The sequence below is a fragment of the Marinobacter sp. ANT_B65 genome (assembly GCF_002407605.1).
Lineage (GTDB): Bacteria > Pseudomonadota > Gammaproteobacteria > Pseudomonadales > Oleiphilaceae > Marinobacter.
Genome location: NZ_NXGV01000001.1, coordinates 832988 through 849993 on the forward strand (window position 1 = coordinate 832988; position 17006 = coordinate 849993).

A 17006-nucleotide genomic window follows, 5' to 3' on the forward strand; every position below is an offset into this window, starting at 1 on the left:
AGAGCCTTGCCAACTGCTTCCCGAACTTTTGAGCAAAGTCCAAAAGCCCATGACTCCAGAGCGTCTTGCCCGCATCAAGCAGGTTTTAAACACCCGCCAACCTGATCTGAGTGTCCTGACCGACCAGGTTCACAAACCGAGAAACCTCTCCGCCATACTGCGATCCTGCGACGCCTTCGGGCTTTCCAGTATGCATGTGGTATGGCCCAAAGAAGGTTTCCGCGCCTTTCGTAAAACCGCTGGTGGAAGCTTCAAATGGGTAACACCCCACACCCATCGCACTATGGATGACGCTATAATGAGCCTGAAAGGGCAGGGCCATAAACTCTACGCTGCACAGTTGTCTGACCGCGCCATCGACTACCGCTCCGCTGACTTCACCGTGCCCTGTACCATCGTCATGGGTAATGAAGTGGATGGTGTCAGCGCCGGTGCGGCTGAGCAGGCCGACGAACACATTGTCATCCCCATGATGGGCATGGTCGAATCCCTCAACGTCTCCGCCGCCTGCGCCATTATCCTCTCGGAAGCACAGAGGCAGCGAAAAGAAGCGGGGTTATTCAACTCCCGACGCATACCGGATGACGAATATAACCGCCTGTTGTTCAGCTGGTGTCAGCCCGTTGTAAAGCGCTACTGCGACGACCGCAACCTGCCATACCCGCCACTCGATCACGAAACCGGTGAACTGGTTGATGGGGTTGGCTGGATGCAGGATGTGAGGGAGCTAAGAGCAAACCGCCCGAGGTGGACCGATAAAAAACCGGAAGAGATAACCTAACCAGATACACCCCTCAGCCTGATCGGCCCGTGGTGTGGTGGCTCTTTTCTGCCGGAAAAAAATGTCTGAGCGCAGCGAGTTGCTTTTTCCAGAAGAAAAGAGCCACCGCGCCGCGGAGCCAGCCATCGAAGCGCCAGGCAAGTCAGGCCGATACATGGTTCCGAAGAATCAGTCCTCGCGACTCTCCAGATACCGCTCCAGCTGCTCCCGCAACGCCTTGGGCAAACGTGTAATCGTAAGTGCATCCTTATCCCGGTCGTAATACACAGCCTGATTTACCAGATCTGAAGAAAAGGAAACGCTCATGCCACCACCAGAGCCGGCAATACGTACCAGCTTCTTCACCTTCCGGTGATCCGGATGCAGGACACCGCTCTCCGGCAGTTCAGCCGACTTGCTTGCAAACTCCCGGAAGCGCTCTGGCTGATCCTCGTCCAGATAGCCAGACAAGGCCTCAATGGCAACCGGCTCGCCCAGAGCATGCTGTTCCTTACAGAATTCGTATGCCCGCGTACGAACTTCTCCCGCTTTTTCCGGTTCTGAAGACTTCGCAAATGCTTCCACCGCATCCAGGAAGGTCAGGGTTTCTTTCTCCACATCTACCTGGTTGGTAAAACCACACAGGCGGATAAACAGTTCGCCGGGCTCGCCAGTACCGCGGGCATGAACCAGAGTAAGGTAGTTCTCGGCTGCGTTGTCTCCCAACCAGTCATCCAGCTCAACCCGCATGGCAAGGTTCAGGCGTGACGTGCTCAGCACATCCGTTGTGTCCAAAGCCTGGTTGCCATCAAAGCGCAGAGCACCATCGCTTTCGAGAATCATTACATAAACAACATCCGAGTCCGCAAGCGCTTCATGAACAACCATAAGCTGTCCCTGAAACTCCTCCTGAGATCCAGTCAGCAATTCCTGCCATTGCCCGAACAACCGGTCAGTGAACGATGCAAAACTCTGTTTCTCCTCAAGGTAATCCTTCAGCCAGCCAGCAAACGGGCTTTCACCAATATCATCCGAAAATCGCCCATATTTTTTACCTGGCTTGCTGTTAAACAGCCGCTTCATCTGTTTGTGCAGGGCCTCGTAATCGCCACCCGGTTCCTGCAGCGATTCACCACTTTGGAGGCGAGCAGGCTGCCCCGGCTGATATTGACTGGAAAAAGCAGTGCGCAGGTGTTTGATGGCCATAAACAGAAATTTCCTGAATTAATAAGCAAAAAAGCCCCGAAGGAAACCTTCAGGGCCACAGATTTTGCCACGTACAACGATTACATTCACGACTAAAAGGGAGAATTACTGCATAGCCTGATAGCCGTGGGGCAGAAAAGACTCCCCGCCCCACGGCCTCCATCTAAACAGCCATGCCTGGTTCCCGGATTAAATTCTCTTATCGCGAACCAGTTCCTGCACCAGAGCAGCAGCAATATCGGATACCTCCTCCGTGTTATCAGCCGATACGGAAACGCTGGCCACATCAGTGCCGAGATTCACTGCAATCGCAATCAATCCATGAGCTGTCAGCAATTGGGCAGTACGACGGCGGTCGTCAGCGTTACCCGCATTGTCTTCGCTCAGGACCACTGCAGTCTTGCCCTGGTCAAAAAGTGCACGCTCCACCGCCAGTGCAAGGGCTGGAGCTTGCTTGCCGCAGCAGCCAATAATCGTCGGCTGCTGCGCCAGTCTGCGCTCGCGTTCTTCCGGAGCAACGGGTTCAAGGGTTGCTGCAGTATCTGCCAGGCTGTGGATCATACCGGCACCAACGGTTACGTTGGTCAGCCGATCAATCACGATAAAGCTGCCCGTGGCGTGGTTGCGCTGGTAGGCGTCAAATGCAATTGGCTGGCTCAGTGTAAGGTCACACAAACCGATTTCATTTACTTGCAGCAGGTCTGGGTTAGCGTTCTGCTCCAGAGTGTTTACGTCTGTCTGATAGTGGATTTTCCGAACTGTGCCCGATGTGAAGGTGGGGCCCAGTTTTATGTCATACAGCCGCCCGGTTTGCAGAGACGCATCAGCCATCCACACGATGTTGGCCTTGAAGCGGTTGCCCACTTCCGGCTCGTCTTCGGGCGTTACCAGCATATCGCCACGGCTGATGTCGATCTCGTCTGCCAGCGTCAGGGTTACTGCCTGGTCGATATAAGCTTCGTCCAGGTTGCCGTCAAACGTGACGATCTCTTTTACAGTACTGGTGCGCCGGGAGGGCAGGGCCATAACCTTGTCACCCGGACGAATCAAGCCAGAAGCGATGGTGCCGCAGAAACCACGGAAGTTCAGGTTTGGGCGGTTTACGTACTGAACCGGGAACCGGAAGTGTTCCAGATTCTTGTCTCTGCCCACTTCTACCGTTTCGAGTATCTCCATCAGCGGCAGGCCGTTAAACCACGGCATGTTCTTGCTGCGGTTGACCACGTTGTCACCTTCCAGTGCCGAGATCGGCACAAACCGGATGTCGTTCAACCCGAGTTTTGCGGCGAAGGCCAGGTACTCTTCCCTGATTTCGTTGAAGCGGTCTTCGCTGAAATCCACCAGGTCCATCTTGTTCACGGCTACTACGATGTGCCGGATGCCAAGCAGGGAAGCAATGTATGAATGTCGACGTGTCTGGGTAAGCACCCCGCGGCGTGCGTCGATCATCAGAATTGCAACCTGCGCGGTGGACGCACCAGTGGCCATGTTGCGGGTGTACTGCTCGTGCCCCGGGGTGTCGGCGATGATGAATTTGCGCTTGTCTGTGGAGAAATAGCGGTAAGCGACATCAATGGTAATGCCTTGTTCCCGCTCTGCCTGAAGGCCATCAACCAGCAAGGCCAGATCCAGTTTTTCGCCGGTAGTGCCCATTTTTGCACTGTCGGTTTTCAGGGTGGCCATGTGATCTTCGTAGATCATTTTTGTGTCATGCAGCAGGCGGCCGATCAGAGTGCTTTTGCCGTCGTCGACGCTGCCGCAGGTGAGTAAGCGCAGCAGCTCTTTGTTCTCGTGCTGTTTGAGATAGGCCTGGATGTCGTCGGCGATGAGATCAGATTGGTGTGACATATCAGAAGTACCCTTCCCGCTTTTTCTGTTCCATGGAGCCAGCAGAGTCGTGATCGATCACGCGGCCCTGGCGTTCTGAGCTGGTTGCCAGCAACATTTCCTGAATGATCTCTGGCAGAGTGTCCGCTTCAGATTCAATAGCTCCGGTCAGCGGGTAACATCCCAGGGTACGGAAACGGATGGATTTCATCATCGGCTTTTCACCCTCTTTCAGAGGCATGCGATCGTCATCCACCATGATGAGTGAGCCGTCCCGCTCTACCACCGGACGCACTGCAGAGTAATAAAGCGGAACGATTTCAATATTTTCAAGGTAGATATACTGCCAGATGTCCAGCTCAGTCCAGTTTGAGAGAGGGAAAACCCGAATACTCTCGCCTTTGTTTACCTTGCCGTTATAGGTGTTCCAGAGTTCCGGGCGCTGGTTTTTGGGATCCCAGCGGTGGTATTCGTCGCGGAAAGAGTAAACGCGCTCTTTGGCCCGGGATTTTTCTTCATCCCGGCGGGCACCACCGAAGGCCGCATCAAACCCGTGTTTATCCAGGGCTTGTTTGAGTGCCTGGGTTTTCATGATGTCTGTATGTTTTGCGCTGCCGTGGGAAAACGGGCCGATACCCTGTTCCACGCCGTCCTGATTAATGTGCACAATCAGATCCAGACCGTATTCCTTTATCTTGCGCTCCCGGAAATCGATCATGTCCCGGAATTTCCAGGTGGTATCCACGTGCATCAGAGGAAAAGGCAGTGTGCCTGGGTAGAAAGCCTTGCGGGCCAGGTGCAGCATGACGGCGGAATCTTTGCCGATGGAGTAGAGCATTACCGGGTTATCAAACTCGGCAGCCACTTCGCGAATGATGTGGATGCTTTCCGCTTCCAGTTGCTTCAGATGCGTGAGGTTGTATGTGGTCATGATAATCCGTGCCGCAGCGGGTCTTGATGGCGTGCAAATTTGAACGGCAATTATATCAGATGCAATACAGCTATAAGAAGTCTTGTGGTTAGAGTTTTGAGTTATAGCAATATAGCGCTCAAAGGGCGCGGCCAGAAGTGAGGTTGGGCCTGTTATACCAGCGGGTTTCAGGCGAAGTTGCGCGTATCGGCCAGAAGTTTGCGCACATACAGGTCTACGTAATCGAACCCGTTACCTTCAAAGTTCGCAAACTGTATGCCTAGCTGAAACTCGTCTCTTGCCATTCTTCGCAGGTGAATGATGTTCCCGTTGGCTAAAATCGATACTGGCTGGGCTGCGACGACCGGTACAGAGAACCTGGCCTTTACGGTAAGCCAGTTTCCCGGTGCGGGGGCTTTCAGGTCGGGTATTAGCTGGCCTGCCGTCGCCTGATTGCAGCGAACCATCACGCCTGTCCGGGAAAGGTTTGAAATTTTGCAGGTGAGTTGGCCGCCATCTGGCATCTCAATGGTGATGTCGCTCTCGATATCCACACGTTGCTGGTTGCGCAGGTTTGGTTTAATTGTGGCTGTTTTCATGGGCACTCTTAATAAGCTCTGTGTAAGTAGTCATTCTTCATAAGCGCCCGTTACAGTTTTTTTATGGTCCCGGTTGCGCATGTTCAGGCGTAAAAAATGTTTCAGAACAAGGTGTAACCGCCAAAAAGTGTAGTTGTTTGTTTTCTGATCAGCAACTTTTGTGTCGTACATTGTTGCGGATTTATTATATTTTTCTGAACAAGGCTTCACAATTTCGGATCAAGGCGGAAACATTCAGGTGCCGGGGTGCTCCGGCTTTTGCTGCAGAAAGGGGGTCGACTGGTGTAAAATTCTGCCTCCATTCATTCGGTTGCTCCCGCCGGGCGCCAGGAATCCTGAAAGGTTATATGACAGAAAAGACCGAGAACACAGTGGCTGGCAACGGCAAAGTTGGTTTCATCAGTCTGGGCTGCCCCAAAGCTCTGGTTGATTCCGAGCGCATTCTGACCCAGTTGCGGCTGGATGGTTACGATGTTGTTCCTACATACAATGATGCAGATATTGTTGTGGTGAACACCTGTGGCTTCATTGATGCGGCGAAGCAGGAATCCCTGGATGCCATAGGCGAAGCGATTAACGAAAATGGCAAAGTGATCGTCACCGGTTGCATGGGTGTAGAAGCTGACAAAATCCGGGAAACCCATCCTGGCGTATTGGCTGTTTCCGGCCCTCACGCCTATGAAGAAGTGGTTGGTGCCGTACATCAGTTTGTTCCGCAAACCCGCGAGCACGATCCGTTTACAGACCTGGTTCCGCCGCAGGGCATCAAATTGACGCCCCGGCATTACGCTTATCTCAAGATTTCTGAAGGCTGCAATCATCGTTGCACCTTCTGTATTATCCCCTCCATGCGTGGCGATCTGGTAAGCCGGCCTATTGGCGACGTTATGGACGAAGCCCAGCGTCTGGTTGATGCCGGAGTCAAAGAGTTACTGGTTATCTCGCAGGACACCTCGGCCTACGGTGTAGATACCAAATATCGCACCGGGTTCTGGCAGGGGCGCCCCCTGAAAACCAAAATGCAGTCACTTTGCGAAGCGCTGGGCGAGATGGGCGTCTGGGTACGTCTGCATTATGTGTATCCATACCCCCACGTGGACGACATTATTCCGCTGATGGCAGAAGGTAAAATTCTGCCATATCTGGACATTCCGTTTCAGCACGCCAGCCCGAAAGTGCTGAAAGCCATGAAGCGCCCGGCCCACGACAGCAAAACACTGGACCGTATTCGCAAGTGGCGGGATATCTGTCCGGAGCTGACCATACGTTCCACATTCATTGTGGGCTTTCCGGGTGAAACCGAAGAAGACTTCCAGTATCTGCTGGACTGGCTGGATGAGGCTCAGTTGGATCGGGTGGGTGCCTTTACCTACAGTGCGGTTGAGGGTGCCAAGGCCAATGAGATTGAAGGCGCCGTGCCGGAGGAAGTCAAAGAAGAACGTCTCGCCCGGTTTATGGAGAAACAAGCCCATATCTCAGCCGCTCGTTTGCAGGCAAAAATTGGCACAACGATTGATGTGTTGATTGACGAAGTGGACGAGGAGGGGGCCATTGGTCGCTCCAAGGCTGATGCGCCAGAAATCGATGGTATGGTATATCTGAACGATGTCACGGGTCTTGAGCCAGGGCAGATGGTGCAGGCCGTGGTGGAGCATGCGGACGAGCATGACCTCTGGGCCCGTCTGGCCTGAGTCTTGCCCTGATACTGGCTCTGAAGGAAAAAAGGATCGCCCCCGGTAACCGGTGGCGATCCTTTCTGTTTCTGGGCAATCAGTCCTTGTTGATACGTTGGATCACTTCGGCGTAGAAGTCGTCGAACTGCTGGAACTCCAGGCTGTCCTGGCCGCAGCAGCGGATTTCTCCGGATTCAATGTCGTAGATCCAGCCGTGGATCTGGATTTTCCGGGTGGCCAGCTTGGCGGCCACTACCGGGTGGGTGCGCAGGTGCTGCACCTGCTGCAGTACATTTTCCTCGATGGCCTCATCCATGTGCTGGTGGTCCAGACAGACGCCGGTGGCTATGTCGTGCCGTTCCCGTACGATTTCCATGGCTGAGCGGCAGTGCCCCAGCCACTCCCGGACATGGGGCAGGCCATCCAGGGCTGACATATCCAGGGCACCTTTGATGGCGCCGCAGTCCGTGTGTCCGCAGATAATGATATGGCGCACCTTCAGCACCGCAACCGCATACTCGATGGAAGCGGTCATGCCGCCGGTATCATTGCTATGTGGCGGTATGATGTTGCCCGCATTACGGCAGATGAACAGATCTCCGGGGTGGGAGCCGGTCACCAGGTTCGGATCTATCCGTGAGTCCGAGCAGGTGACAAACAGCACATCCGGATTCTGGCTGTCGGCCAGTGACCGGAACAGATCCTTGCGGCTGGGGTAGATGTCGCTGCGGAATTTCAGTACACCCTGAACAATATGATCCATGTCCGCTCCCGTTATTCGCTGATTTCGATCAGGACTTCACCGGGAGTCACCCGGTCGCCCTTGGCCACATACACGGCGCGCACGGTGCCGGTAATGCTGGTGTGTACTTCCGTTTCCATTTTCATGGCCTCGGTGATCATGACAGCCTGACCGGCAGCGACTTCGTCGCCCTCGCTGACCAGCACGTCCACCACAGAACCGGGCATGGCCGGTGTGATATGTCCGGGCTCGGTGGCCCGCTTGCGGCCGCTGCTGCCTTCGGTGATAAATTCGTTCAGGGGTTCAAACACCACTTCTTCAGGCATGCCGTCCAGTGACAGGTACAGCTTGCGTTTTCCTGCACCGGCGTCTCCCGCTCCGGTGACCGCCACTTCGTAGGTTTCCCCGTGCACATCAATGCGGAATTCGCTGGCTACAGCGGTGGTCATCTGGCCCTTGCGACCCTGGTCTGGCGGCAGCAGGGGTTCCGGTGTCAGGGTGCCGTCCTGGCGTTGCTGCAGGAATTCCCGGCCCAGATCCGGGAACATGGCGTAGGTGAGGACGTCTTCCTCATTTTGCGCGAGGCTGCCGATTTCCTCCCGGAGCCGGTTCAGTTCCGGCTCCAGCTGATCCGCCGGACGACCTTCGTCGACGGTTTCGCTGCCAATGGCCTGCCTCCGAACTTCGCTGTTAACCTCCGCTGGTGGTTTGCCATAGCCCCCCTGAAGGTAGCGTTTCACCTCATTGGTGATGGTTTTGTACCTTTGCCCGGCCAGGACGTTATAGACCGCCTGAGTGCCCACGATCTGGGATGTGGGCGTTACCAGGGGCGGGAAGCCCAGGTCTTCGCGAACCCGGGGAATTTCCTCGAACACTTCCCGGATGCGGTCCAGGGCGTTCTGTTCCCTGAGCTGGTTGGCCAGGTTGGACATCATGCCGCCGGGCACCTGGTTGATCTGTACCGAGACATCTTCCCGGGTAAATTCGCTTTCGAACTGGTGGTATTTTTTCCGGACTTCCCGGAAATAGTCGGCAATCTCGGCCAGCAGATTCAGGTCCAGCCCGGTGTCATTGCCGGTGCCCCTGAGGGCGGCCACCAGGGATTCGGTGGCGGGGTGGCTGGTGCCGGAGGCAAAGGAGGAAATGGCGGTATCTATGCGGTCGGCTCCGGCTTCTATGGCCTTGAGCTGACACATGGGGGCCAGGCCGGAAGTGGAATGGCTGTGTACCACCAGCGGCAGGTCCACGGCGGATTTGATGGCCTGCACCAGTTCAAAGGTGGCATAGGGTGTGAGCAGGCCGGCCATGTCCTTGATGGCAATGGAATCTGCCCCCATGGCCTGCAGGTCCCGGGCCTGGCGTACAAACAGCTCCGGAGTATGTACCGGGCTGGTGGTGTAGCAGATGGTCCCCTGGGCGTGCTTGCCGGCCTTTTTTACCGCGTTCATGGCGGTTTCGAGATTGCGCAGGTCGTTGAGGGCGTCAAACACCCGGAATACATCAATGCCATTGTCGGCTGCCTTCTGGACGAAGGCTTCCACCACATCATCGGCATAGTGCCGGTAGCCCAACAGGTTCTGGCCCCGCAGCAGCATCTGCAGCCGGGTGTTGGGCAGTGCCTTGCGCAGCTGGCGCAACCGGTCCCAGGGATCCTCCTTGAGGAAGCGCACGCAGGCGTCAAAGGTGGCGCCGCCCCAGACTTCCAGGGACCAGTAGCCCACCTGATCCAGCTTGTCGCAGATGGGCAGCATGTCTTCGGTACGCATGCGGGTGGCGATCAGGGACTGATGGGCATCCCGCAGGATGACATCGGTAACTTCGATTTTCTTGGTGGTGTTCATGGGTGTTCCTCCTGCTTACCAGCCGGCATGGGCGGCTATGGTGGCGGCAATGGCCAGGGCGATCTCGCTGGGATGGCGCTTGGTTGAATAGTTCAGCAGTTCCGGATGGGAGGGCACGAAGCTGGTATCGAACTTGCCGCGGATAAAGTCCGGATGTTCCAGTATCTGCTGGTAATAACTGGCGGTGGTGCGGATGCCGTGCAGGCGCATGTCATCCAGGGCTCTCCGGCTGCGGGCAATGACTTCTTCCCAGGTCAGGGCCCAGACCACCAGTTTCAGGCACATGGAATCGTAGTAGGGGGGGATTTCGTAGCCGGTGTAGATGGCGGTATCCACCCGCACCCCGGGGCCGCCGGGGGCATAGTAATGAGTAATGCGTCCGAAACTGGGCAGAAAGTCGTTTTTCGGATCTTCCGCGTTGATGCGGAACTGCAGGGCATAGCCCCGGAACTGTATGTCTTCCTGGCGGTAGCTCAGGGGCAGGCCGGAGGCAATGCGCAGCTGTTCCCGGACAATGTCCACGCCGGTGATGGCTTCGGTGATGGTGTGTTCCACCTGTACCCGGGTGTTCATTTCCATAAAGTAGACTTCGTTGCCGGACAGCAGGAATTCCACGGTACCGGCATTCTCATAGCCAACCGCCTTTGCTGCCCGCACCGCCAGGTCGCCAATGTACTGGCGCTGTTCCGGAGTCAGTTGCGGGCTGGGGGCAATCTCGATCAGCTTCTGGTTGCGACGCTGTATGGAGCAGTCGCGCTCGAATAGATGGATGGCGTTGCCCTGGCTGTCTGCCAGTATCTGTACCTCGATGTGCCGAGGGTTCACGATGCACTTCTCCATAAATACTTCGGCCGAGCCGAAGGCTTTGGTAGCCTCGGAAATCACTCGTGGGTACTGGGCCTTCAGTTCTTGAGGTGTGTCACAGCGACGGATGCCGCGGCCTCCACCTCCGGATGTTGCCTTGACCATTACCGGATAGCCGATATCGTTTGCCAGCTTAAGGGCATCTTCAAGGCTGTCCAGATTGCCGTCGGAACCGGGAGTGACAGGGATGCCGGCTGTGCGCATGCTATTGCGGGCCTGGGTTTTGTCGCCCATTCCGTGGATTACGCTGGATTTCGGGCCGATAAAGGTTACGCCTTTCTGTTCACACAGACGGGCGAAGCTGGCGTTTTCCGATAAGAAACCGTAGCCGGGGTGAATGGCGTCGCAGCCGGTTTCTACAGCCAGGTTCACAATGCGAGCCGGGTCGAGATAGCCGGCCAAAGGGTCTTCGCCCAGGGAGTAGGATTCGTCAGCCCGCTTGACATGCAGTCCATAGCGATCCGGTTCGGTGTATATGGCCACCGAGCGTATCCCCATCTCTGCGCAGGCCCGCACGATGCGGACGGCAATTTCGCCGCGGTTGGCGATTAACACTTTCTTCAGCATGGGGGATTCCTCGTTTCGTCGTCCCGAATGAAGGTGTTGAAAAGGTTAGCGGGATAGATCTTTTTCGGAAAATTGATATTATTTTGTTTATCTATAAGTAATATCTTATGAATAAAAACAGGAAGGAATGCTATGCCCCTGAGTATCCAGAAACTGGCCAGTCGCCTGACGTTCAGACAGCTTCAGGTGTTCAAGGCTGTTAATGATCTGAAAAGCTACAGCAAGGCAGGGGAGATGCTTGGGCTGACCCAGCCGGCCGTTAGCAGTCAGGTACGCCACCTTGAGCAGGCTCTGGGTCTGCCGATGTTTGAGTATGTCGGGCGTAAGCTCTATTGCACTGCAGCGGGCGAGGAAATGGCAGCTTGTGTGCGTTCGGTGTTCCGTGAGCTGGAGCGGGTACAAAACAGTCTGGCTGCGCTGGAGGGGCAAGTGGCAGGGGAGTTAAGGCTGGTGGCGGTTAATACCGCTCAGTATGTGGTGCCCTATATGCTAAGCGCTTTTCTGCAACTGAACCCTCAGGTGACAGTGTCAGTGGCGGTTGTTAACCGGGCGGCGGCTCTCCAGCGACTGAATGATAACGAAGATGACCTGGTGATTATGGGTATGGTTCCGGCGGAACGGCCTCTGGCTTCGCTGCCATTTCTGGATAACGAGCTGGTCCCGGTAGTACCCAGTGGCCACCCGTTACTCCAGCAGCAGAATGTGACCGCTCAGGAGTTTCTGGATAGTGGGTTGTTGGTACGGGAAAGCGGTTCAGGTAGTCGGCTGGCTCTGGAGCTGCATTGCCAGGATCAGCGCTTACGGGCAAAGCCGGGCATTGAGCTGGGCTCTAATGACGCTCTGAAGCATGCGGTTCTGGCAGGGCTGGGCGTGGCCGTTTTGCCAAAGCTGGGGGTGGCGTCGGAGCTCGCTTTGGGCAGCTTGCACATCCTGGATATCAAGGGGTTTCCGCTGAGAAGGAGCTGGTGTGTAGTCTACCCGCAGGCTCGGCACCCTACGCCGGCCATGCGGGCATTTATTGATTACGTTCAGCAGAACATCCGTCAGTTTGAGACGATGTTCCTTAACCCTTGAGCTTTTTCAGCAGAATTTCGTTGAAAAGCTTCGGATTGCCTTGCCCTTTAGAAGCCTTCATCAAAGGCCCCATAAAGCCGCCAAGCATCTTCTTCTGCTTTTTCGGATCGGTTTCCTGCTGATACTGCGTTACCTGGTCAGGCATGTTTGCCAGAACCTCATCAACCATCTGTTCCAGTGCGCCAGTATCCGAAACCTGTTTCAGGCCTTGTGATTCGATGATGGCATCGGCATTGTCGCCTTCGCCACTCCAGAGTACTTCGAATACCTTTTTTGCACCGGATGACGAAACGGTGTTATCAGCAATGCGCGTAACCAGCTGGCCCAGCTGTGTACCGGTAATAGGTGCCTGAGTGACCGTTTTATCTTCCGCGTTGAGACGGGCAGAGAATTCGCCCAGCACCCAGTTCGCCGCCAGTTTCGGGTCTTTGCCGTGGCTGGCGGTTTCTTCGAAAAAGCCTGCAAGCCGGGCGTCCGCACTAAGCAGACCAGCGTCGTAATCATTCAGGCCAAACTGCTCTTTGAAGCGGGCTTTGCGGTCGTCTGGCAGTTCTGGCAGCAGTATGCGGGCACTTTCAATAAAAGAGTCGTCTATCTCAACTGGCAGCAGGTCCGGGCAGGGGAAGTAGCGGTAATCGTTGGCTTCTTCCTTGCTGCGCATAGAGCGTGATTCATCACGATCGCCATTGTAAAGGCGTGTTTCCTGGATGATTCTGCCGCCGTCTTCCAGAATGTCCATCTGCCGTTCCACTTCGTGGGCGATGGCCTGCTCCATAAAGCGGAATGAGTTCAGGTTTTTGGTTTCGGTGCGGGTGCCAAGTTCGTCCGAGCCTTTGGGCTTGAGTGAAATGTTGACGTCAAAACGCAGGGAACCCTGGCTCATGTCACCGTCGCAAATGCCGATGGAGGATACCAGGCTGTGCAGTTTTTTGGCGAAGGCAACGGCCTCTTCCGCGCTGTTCATATCCGGCTCGGTAACAATTTCTATCAGCGGCGTGCCTGCACGGTTCAGGTCAATACCTGTCATGCCATGGAAGTCTTCGTGCAGGGATTTGCCGGCGTCTTCTTCCAGGTGGGCGTGATGAATGCGTACACGCTTGCTGCGGCCATCGGCCAGGTCAATATCCACAAAGCCCGGGCCAACAATAGGGTGGTCCAGTTGTGTGGTCTGGTAGCCCTTGGGCAAATCCGGGTAGAAGTAGTTTTTACGGTCAAACACCGAGCGCCGGCCGATTTCCGCATTAACTGCCAGGCCGAACATTACTGCGTAACGGAAGGCCTGTTCATTTGGCACAGGCAAGGTGCCCGGCATGGCCAGATCAACTGCGCTGGCCTGCGTATTGGGTTCGGCACCAAAAGCGGTGCTGGAGCCGGAAAAAATCTTGGTTTTGGTGGCAAGCTGAACATGAATTTCCAGCCCGATCACAATATCCCATTGCATAAACGTTCTCCTGGTTCGGGCTTACTGGGGAAGCTTCTGGTGCCAGTCAGTGACTTGCTGGAACTGATGGGCTGCATTCAGCAGACGGGCTTCGTCAAAATAGTTGCCGATAATCTGCAGCCCGACCGGCAGTCCGTCCACAAAACCTGCCGGTACCGACATGGCAGGTACGCCAGCCAGGTTTACAGCGATAGTGAAAATATCTTCCAGATACATGGTTACCGGGTCGCTGGTTTTCTCGCCCTGCACAAATGCGGGTGAGGGTGATACCGGGCTCATCAGTACGTCCACGTCTTTGAACGCGGTGATGAAATCCTGCTGAATCAGCCGGCGCACTTTCTGGGCTTTCAGATAATAGGCGTCAAAGTAGCCAGCTGAGAGCGCATAAGTACCTACCAGAATACGGCGTTTTACCTCGCCGCCGAAGCCTTCGGCACGGGTGCGGGTGTAAAGATCGTTGAGATCCTGCGGGTCCTCACAGCGGTAGCCGTACCTTACCCCGTCAAAGCGCGACAGGTTGGCTGAGGCCTCGGCAGGCGCAATAACGTAATAAGCGGCAATAGCCAGCTTCGCATGGGGCAGCGACACTTCTTTCACGGTCGCGCCCAGCTTTTCGTATTCCTTGACGGCGTTGCGTACCTGTTCTTCCATCGCGGGGCTTAGCTGGTCTGAGAAGTATTCCTTTGGCAGCCCGATGCGCAGGCCTTTCAGGGGCTCGTTCAGAGTCGCAGTGTAATCCGGCACGGCGCGGTCAGCGGATGTGGAATCTTTCGGGTCAAATCCAGCCATTATATTCAGCATCAGAGCGTTGTCTTCCGCTGTGCGCGCCATGGTGCCGCCCTGATCAAGGCTGGAAGCAAAGGCGATCATGCCGTAGCGGGAAACTCTGCCATAGGTGGGCTTCAGCCCTGTGATACCGCACAGCGCTGCCGGCTGGCGAATAGAGCCCCCGGTGTCAGTAGCTGTGGCTGCCGGTACAAGGCGGGCAGCAATGGCTGCTGCGGAGCCGCCGGAGGAACCACCGGGAACGCGCTTTCCGCTGCCACTCAGGCCCCAGGGATTAGTCACCGGGCCATAGAAGCTGGATTCGTTGGATGAGCCCATGGCGAACTCGTCCATATTGGTTTTGCCCAGGCACACTGCGCCGGCTGCACGGAAATTGGCGGCTACTGTGGCGTCGTAAGGTGGGACAAAATTGGCCAGCATCTTCGAACCGGCGGTGGTGGTTACGCCGTTGGTGCAGAAAATATCCTTGTGGGCAAAAGGTACGCCGGTCCAGGGGCCGGCATTGCCGGCTGCACGCTGTTCGTCAGCGGATTTGGCATCGGCCATAGCCTGATCTTCGGTGACGGTGATGAAGCTGTTGTACTGGCTGTCTTCGGCCTTGATGCGATCGAGGAACTCACGGGTCAGTTCCACGCTTGAAATCTTGCCACCTTCCAGTTGTCGGGAAAGCTCTGCTACGGATTTGTTATGCATGTTCAATCCTGATGATGTGGTTCGTCAGATCACTCAATAACGCGGGGTACGAGATAGAGGCCATTTTCGGTAGCTGGTGCAATAGCCTGAAAAGCCTCGCGCTGATTGCTCTCGGTTACTTCATCCGGACGCAAGCGCTGAACCGCATCCAGCGGGTGAGCCAGCGGTTCGACGTTATCGGTATCGGCGGCAGTGAGCTGGTCAACCAGGCTGAGGATGTTGCCCAGGTCTTTCTCCAGTGCCGGTATCTGCTCTTCGTCGAGACGAATACGGGCCAGCACGGCGACTTTTTCAATGTCTTCGCGGGAAATGGTCACGTTGACTCCAAAGTATAAAACAGCGTTTTTATGAAGGCCGTTATGGTAACAGATTCACGGCTGTGCGGGAGAGTTGAGGGTGGAGGATACTTCAGTCTGTGTGTCAGTCATGAATCTCATGGAATCGGAGCTCATTCAATTGGCCGGGTATCATCCAGAAGGTCTTTGACTGCGGTGTCACTGCGCTCTTCACGTACTTGTCTCGATATATTGGTGTCCGGGCGAACATCCAGTATATCGTCTGCTGGGGGCGCGGAAGCCGGCGAAGCTGTAACTGTGCCAGTCTCCGTTCTTGAGGCTTTCGCAGGGGGTTTGGGCGCCTCCATTGTGGCCGGCGTTACTGGTGACTGGTCGAAACGCAGCCGGTAAATGGGCTCCGGTAAGGTAAAGCCCTGGGATTCCAGTGCATTCTTGGCGGCGCGAATGGAAAGGCTGCGGGCTTTGCCGTAGTCCGATTCGCGCTGGTCAATCCAGGCCAGAAATTTAATCAGTATGTTCGAGTCGCCAACGGAGTCGATGATTCCCTGGGGTTCGGGATACGCCAGTATCCAGTCCAGCCCCTGCAGCGCTGTCAGGCCAGTCTGGATAGCCTGAGCCGGATCGTCTGCAGCGTCTACGCCGAGAACAAAATCAAAGCGGCGCTGGGGGTTGCGACTGTAATTCAGAATAACAGCCCTGAAGACTGTCGAGTTGGGAATGCGCAAGTGGTTGCCGTCCAGTGTCATCAGCACGGTCGAGCGCGATGTCAGCCGGACGACAACGCCTTCGTATTCGTTGATAGCTACATGCTCCTGCGCACGAAAAGGCTGGCGGATACTCAGCATGATGCTGGAAATGTAATTTTCCATGGAATCTTTGACGGCAAAACTGATGGCCAGGCCCAATACGCCTGCGCCGCCCAGCAATGTGCCCATCAGTGCTGTGGCTCCGAGAATGTTCAGGGCAAGAAGCAAGCCTAAAAGCAAGGTTGTCAGCCTGACAGCATGCCCCGCCAGTTCCGCCAGGAACGGGTTTTCGGTTAACCGAGACCAGAGCTGGTTGTGGCTCGCCAGACGGTGTCCTGTGAAGGCCACTATGACAAAAACACTGAGTGCCACCAGCAATAGTGGCAGGGCTCTTACCCAGCCGTGTAAGGTATTTTGCAGGGAATCCCAGAGGGGGTTCAGGTTGTCTTGCAGGCCCAGGGTGCGCACGATCCTGTCATCAACTGCAATGGTGCCCTCCACTCGACCGGCAAGTTTCAGGGCCCGTTGCGCCTGGGATTCATTGGCAACTTGCCCTGTCAGCGATACCACGCCGCTGTCAACATTCACCTGCAGAGCCTCGAAGTGCGGAATCTGGTTAAAAATGCTGGAAATGCGCCCGGCGATCAGGACATCACTGTCAGATCCGGGGTTCAGGGAGATTGTGCCTGTTGGTTCGGACTCGTTCTGCTGGGCCTGAGTTGAGGTGGGAATCCCCGCAGAGACAATTAATACCAAAGCCAATAATAAATTGCAGGACATTGTTGTCCTGAAGGTGCGATGCGTCAGGCTGATTTCTGGTATTCTCAACTGGGGCCTCGATTTTGGCAGTTTGAGTTGGGTGGGCCGGAGATTTTCAGGTCGTCTTTTCAGCCATCTTTAATATGAAGCAAAGATCAATCCGTTGCCCGCGTCAACCTGCAGATTACCGCCTGGGGGATCATCATCCTGCAGGCGGATGAA

Annotated in this window: 14 protein-coding genes; 3 read left to right on the forward strand and 11 right to left on the reverse strand. The window is 55.6% G+C overall.

Annotation, left to right across the window (positions count from 1 at the left end; all coding sequences use genetic code 11):
• The first annotated feature begins 49 nt into the window (after positions 1-49).
• Positions 50-781, forward strand: coding sequence for a tRNA (guanosine(18)-2'-O)-methyltransferase TrmH (gene trmH, locus CPA50_RS03965; protein WP_096781159.1), 732 nt, complete (start codon positions 50-52; stop codon positions 779-781).
• Between the two features lie 168 nt (positions 782-949).
• Here the strand turns inward: trmH and CPA50_RS03970 are convergent, their stop codons facing one another.
• The 4 genes from CPA50_RS03970 to CPA50_RS03985 form a co-directional block, all read right to left on the reverse strand.
• A complete protein-coding gene (locus CPA50_RS03970) occupies positions 950-1966 on the reverse strand; it encodes a nucleoid-associated protein (RefSeq protein WP_096781160.1) in 1017 nt (338 codons plus the stop codon).
• A gap of 189 nt (positions 1967-2155) precedes the next feature.
• Entirely contained in the window at positions 2156-3814 is a 1659-nt protein-coding gene (gene cysN, locus CPA50_RS03975; protein WP_096781161.1) for a sulfate adenylyltransferase subunit CysN, read from the reverse strand.
• Position 3815: 1 nt separating this feature from the next.
• Entirely contained in the window at positions 3816-4724 is a 909-nt protein-coding gene (cysD, locus tag CPA50_RS03980; RefSeq protein WP_096781162.1) for a sulfate adenylyltransferase subunit CysD, read from the reverse strand.
• A 167-nt stretch (positions 4725-4891) separates the two neighbouring features.
• On the reverse strand, positions 4892-5302 hold the full coding sequence (locus CPA50_RS03985; RefSeq protein WP_096781163.1) for a PilZ domain-containing protein: 411 nt from the start codon (positions 5300-5302) through the stop codon (positions 4892-4894).
• Positions 5303-5649: 347 nt separating this feature from the next.
• On the opposite strand from CPA50_RS03985, the gene rimO reads away from it, so the two are divergent.
• Complete coding sequence (rimO, locus tag CPA50_RS03990; RefSeq protein WP_096781164.1) at positions 5650-6993, forward strand: 30S ribosomal protein S12 methylthiotransferase RimO; 1344 nt, start codon at positions 5650-5652, stop codon at positions 6991-6993.
• A gap of 79 nt (positions 6994-7072) precedes the next feature.
• On the opposite strand, the gene CPA50_RS03995 is transcribed toward rimO, so the two are convergent.
• From CPA50_RS03995 to CPA50_RS04005, 3 genes are read right to left on the reverse strand one after another with little or no spacing between them, the layout of a single operon-like run.
• On the reverse strand, positions 7073-7738 hold the full coding sequence (locus CPA50_RS03995) for a carbonic anhydrase (protein ID WP_096781165.1): 666 nt from the start codon (positions 7736-7738) through the stop codon (positions 7073-7075).
• An 11-nt stretch (positions 7739-7749) separates the two neighbouring features.
• On the reverse strand, positions 7750-9558 hold the full coding sequence (gene oadA / locus CPA50_RS04000; protein ID WP_096781166.1) for a sodium-extruding oxaloacetate decarboxylase subunit alpha: 1809 nt from the start codon (positions 9556-9558) through the stop codon (positions 7750-7752).
• A 15-nt stretch (positions 9559-9573) separates the two neighbouring features.
• Complete coding sequence (locus CPA50_RS04005) at positions 9574-10989, reverse strand: acetyl-CoA carboxylase biotin carboxylase subunit (RefSeq protein WP_096781167.1); 1416 nt, start codon at positions 10987-10989, stop codon at positions 9574-9576.
• A 132-nt stretch (positions 10990-11121) separates the two neighbouring features.
• Here CPA50_RS04005 and CPA50_RS04010 point away from each other — a divergent pair, with 132 nt between their 5' ends.
• Positions 11122-12063, forward strand: coding sequence for a LysR family transcriptional regulator (locus CPA50_RS04010; RefSeq protein ID WP_096781168.1), 942 nt, complete (start codon positions 11122-11124; stop codon positions 12061-12063).
• On the opposite strand, the gene gatB is transcribed toward CPA50_RS04010, so the two are convergent.
• From gatB to CPA50_RS04030, 4 genes are all read right to left on the reverse strand, one after another.
• The gene (gene gatB, locus CPA50_RS04015; RefSeq protein ID WP_096781169.1) at positions 12053-13504 is read right to left on the reverse strand and encodes an Asp-tRNA(Asn)/Glu-tRNA(Gln) amidotransferase subunit GatB; all 1452 of its coding nucleotides are present in this window, start codon (positions 13502-13504) and stop codon (positions 12053-12055) included. The genes CPA50_RS04010 and gatB overlap by 11 nt on opposite strands.
• Before the next feature lie 21 nt (positions 13505-13525).
• Positions 13526-14983 (reverse strand): Asp-tRNA(Asn)/Glu-tRNA(Gln) amidotransferase subunit GatA, encoded by a 1458-nt coding sequence (gene gatA / locus CPA50_RS04020; RefSeq protein WP_096781170.1) that lies wholly within the window; start codon positions 14981-14983, stop codon positions 13526-13528.
• A 29-nt stretch (positions 14984-15012) separates the two neighbouring features.
• Complete coding sequence (gatC, locus tag CPA50_RS04025; protein WP_096781171.1) at positions 15013-15300, reverse strand: Asp-tRNA(Asn)/Glu-tRNA(Gln) amidotransferase subunit GatC; 288 nt, start codon at positions 15298-15300, stop codon at positions 15013-15015.
• A gap of 131 nt (positions 15301-15431) precedes the next feature.
• A complete protein-coding gene (locus CPA50_RS04030; RefSeq protein ID WP_096781172.1) occupies positions 15432-16805 on the reverse strand; it encodes a mechanosensitive ion channel domain-containing protein in 1374 nt (457 codons plus the stop codon).
• Between the last annotated feature and the right edge of the window lie 201 nt (positions 16806-17006).

What these genes read in the sequence shown, in the direction of transcription:
- oadA (WP_096781166.1), bottom strand. Translation starts at nt 9,558, where the DNA reads ATGAACACCACCAAGAAAATCGAAGTTACCGATGTCATCCTGCGGGAT.
- CPA50_RS03970 (WP_096781160.1), bottom strand. Translation starts at nt 1,966, where the DNA reads ATGGCCATCAAACACCTGCGCACTGCTTTTTCCAGTCAATATCAGCCG.
- trmH (WP_096781159.1), top strand. Translation starts at nt 50, where the DNA reads ATGACTCCAGAGCGTCTTGCCCGCATCAAGCAGGTTTTAAACACCCGC.
- CPA50_RS04010 (WP_096781168.1), top strand. Translation starts at nt 11,122, where the DNA reads ATGCCCCTGAGTATCCAGAAACTGGCCAGTCGCCTGACGTTCAGACAG.
- CPA50_RS04030 (WP_096781172.1), bottom strand. Translation starts at nt 16,805, where the DNA reads ATGTCCTGCAATTTATTATTGGCTTTGGTATTAATTGTCTCTGCGGGG.
- CPA50_RS04005 (WP_096781167.1), bottom strand. Translation starts at nt 10,989, where the DNA reads ATGCTGAAGAAAGTGTTAATCGCCAACCGCGGCGAAATTGCCGTCCGC.
- cysN (WP_096781161.1), bottom strand. Translation starts at nt 3,814, where the DNA reads ATGTCACACCAATCTGATCTCATCGCCGACGACATCCAGGCCTATCTC.
- CPA50_RS03985 (WP_096781163.1), bottom strand. Translation starts at nt 5,302, where the DNA reads ATGAAAACAGCCACAATTAAACCAAACCTGCGCAACCAGCAACGTGTG.
- gatB (WP_096781169.1), bottom strand. Translation starts at nt 13,504, where the DNA reads ATGCAATGGGATATTGTGATCGGGCTGGAAATTCATGTTCAGCTTGCC.
- rimO (WP_096781164.1), top strand. Translation starts at nt 5,650, where the DNA reads ATGACAGAAAAGACCGAGAACACAGTGGCTGGCAACGGCAAAGTTGGT.
- cysD (WP_096781162.1), bottom strand. Translation starts at nt 4,724, where the DNA reads ATGACCACATACAACCTCACGCATCTGAAGCAACTGGAAGCGGAAAGC.
- gatA (WP_096781170.1), bottom strand. Translation starts at nt 14,983, where the DNA reads ATGCATAACAAATCCGTAGCAGAGCTTTCCCGACAACTGGAAGGTGGC.
- CPA50_RS03995 (WP_096781165.1), bottom strand. Translation starts at nt 7,738, where the DNA reads ATGGATCATATTGTTCAGGGTGTACTGAAATTCCGCAGCGACATCTAC.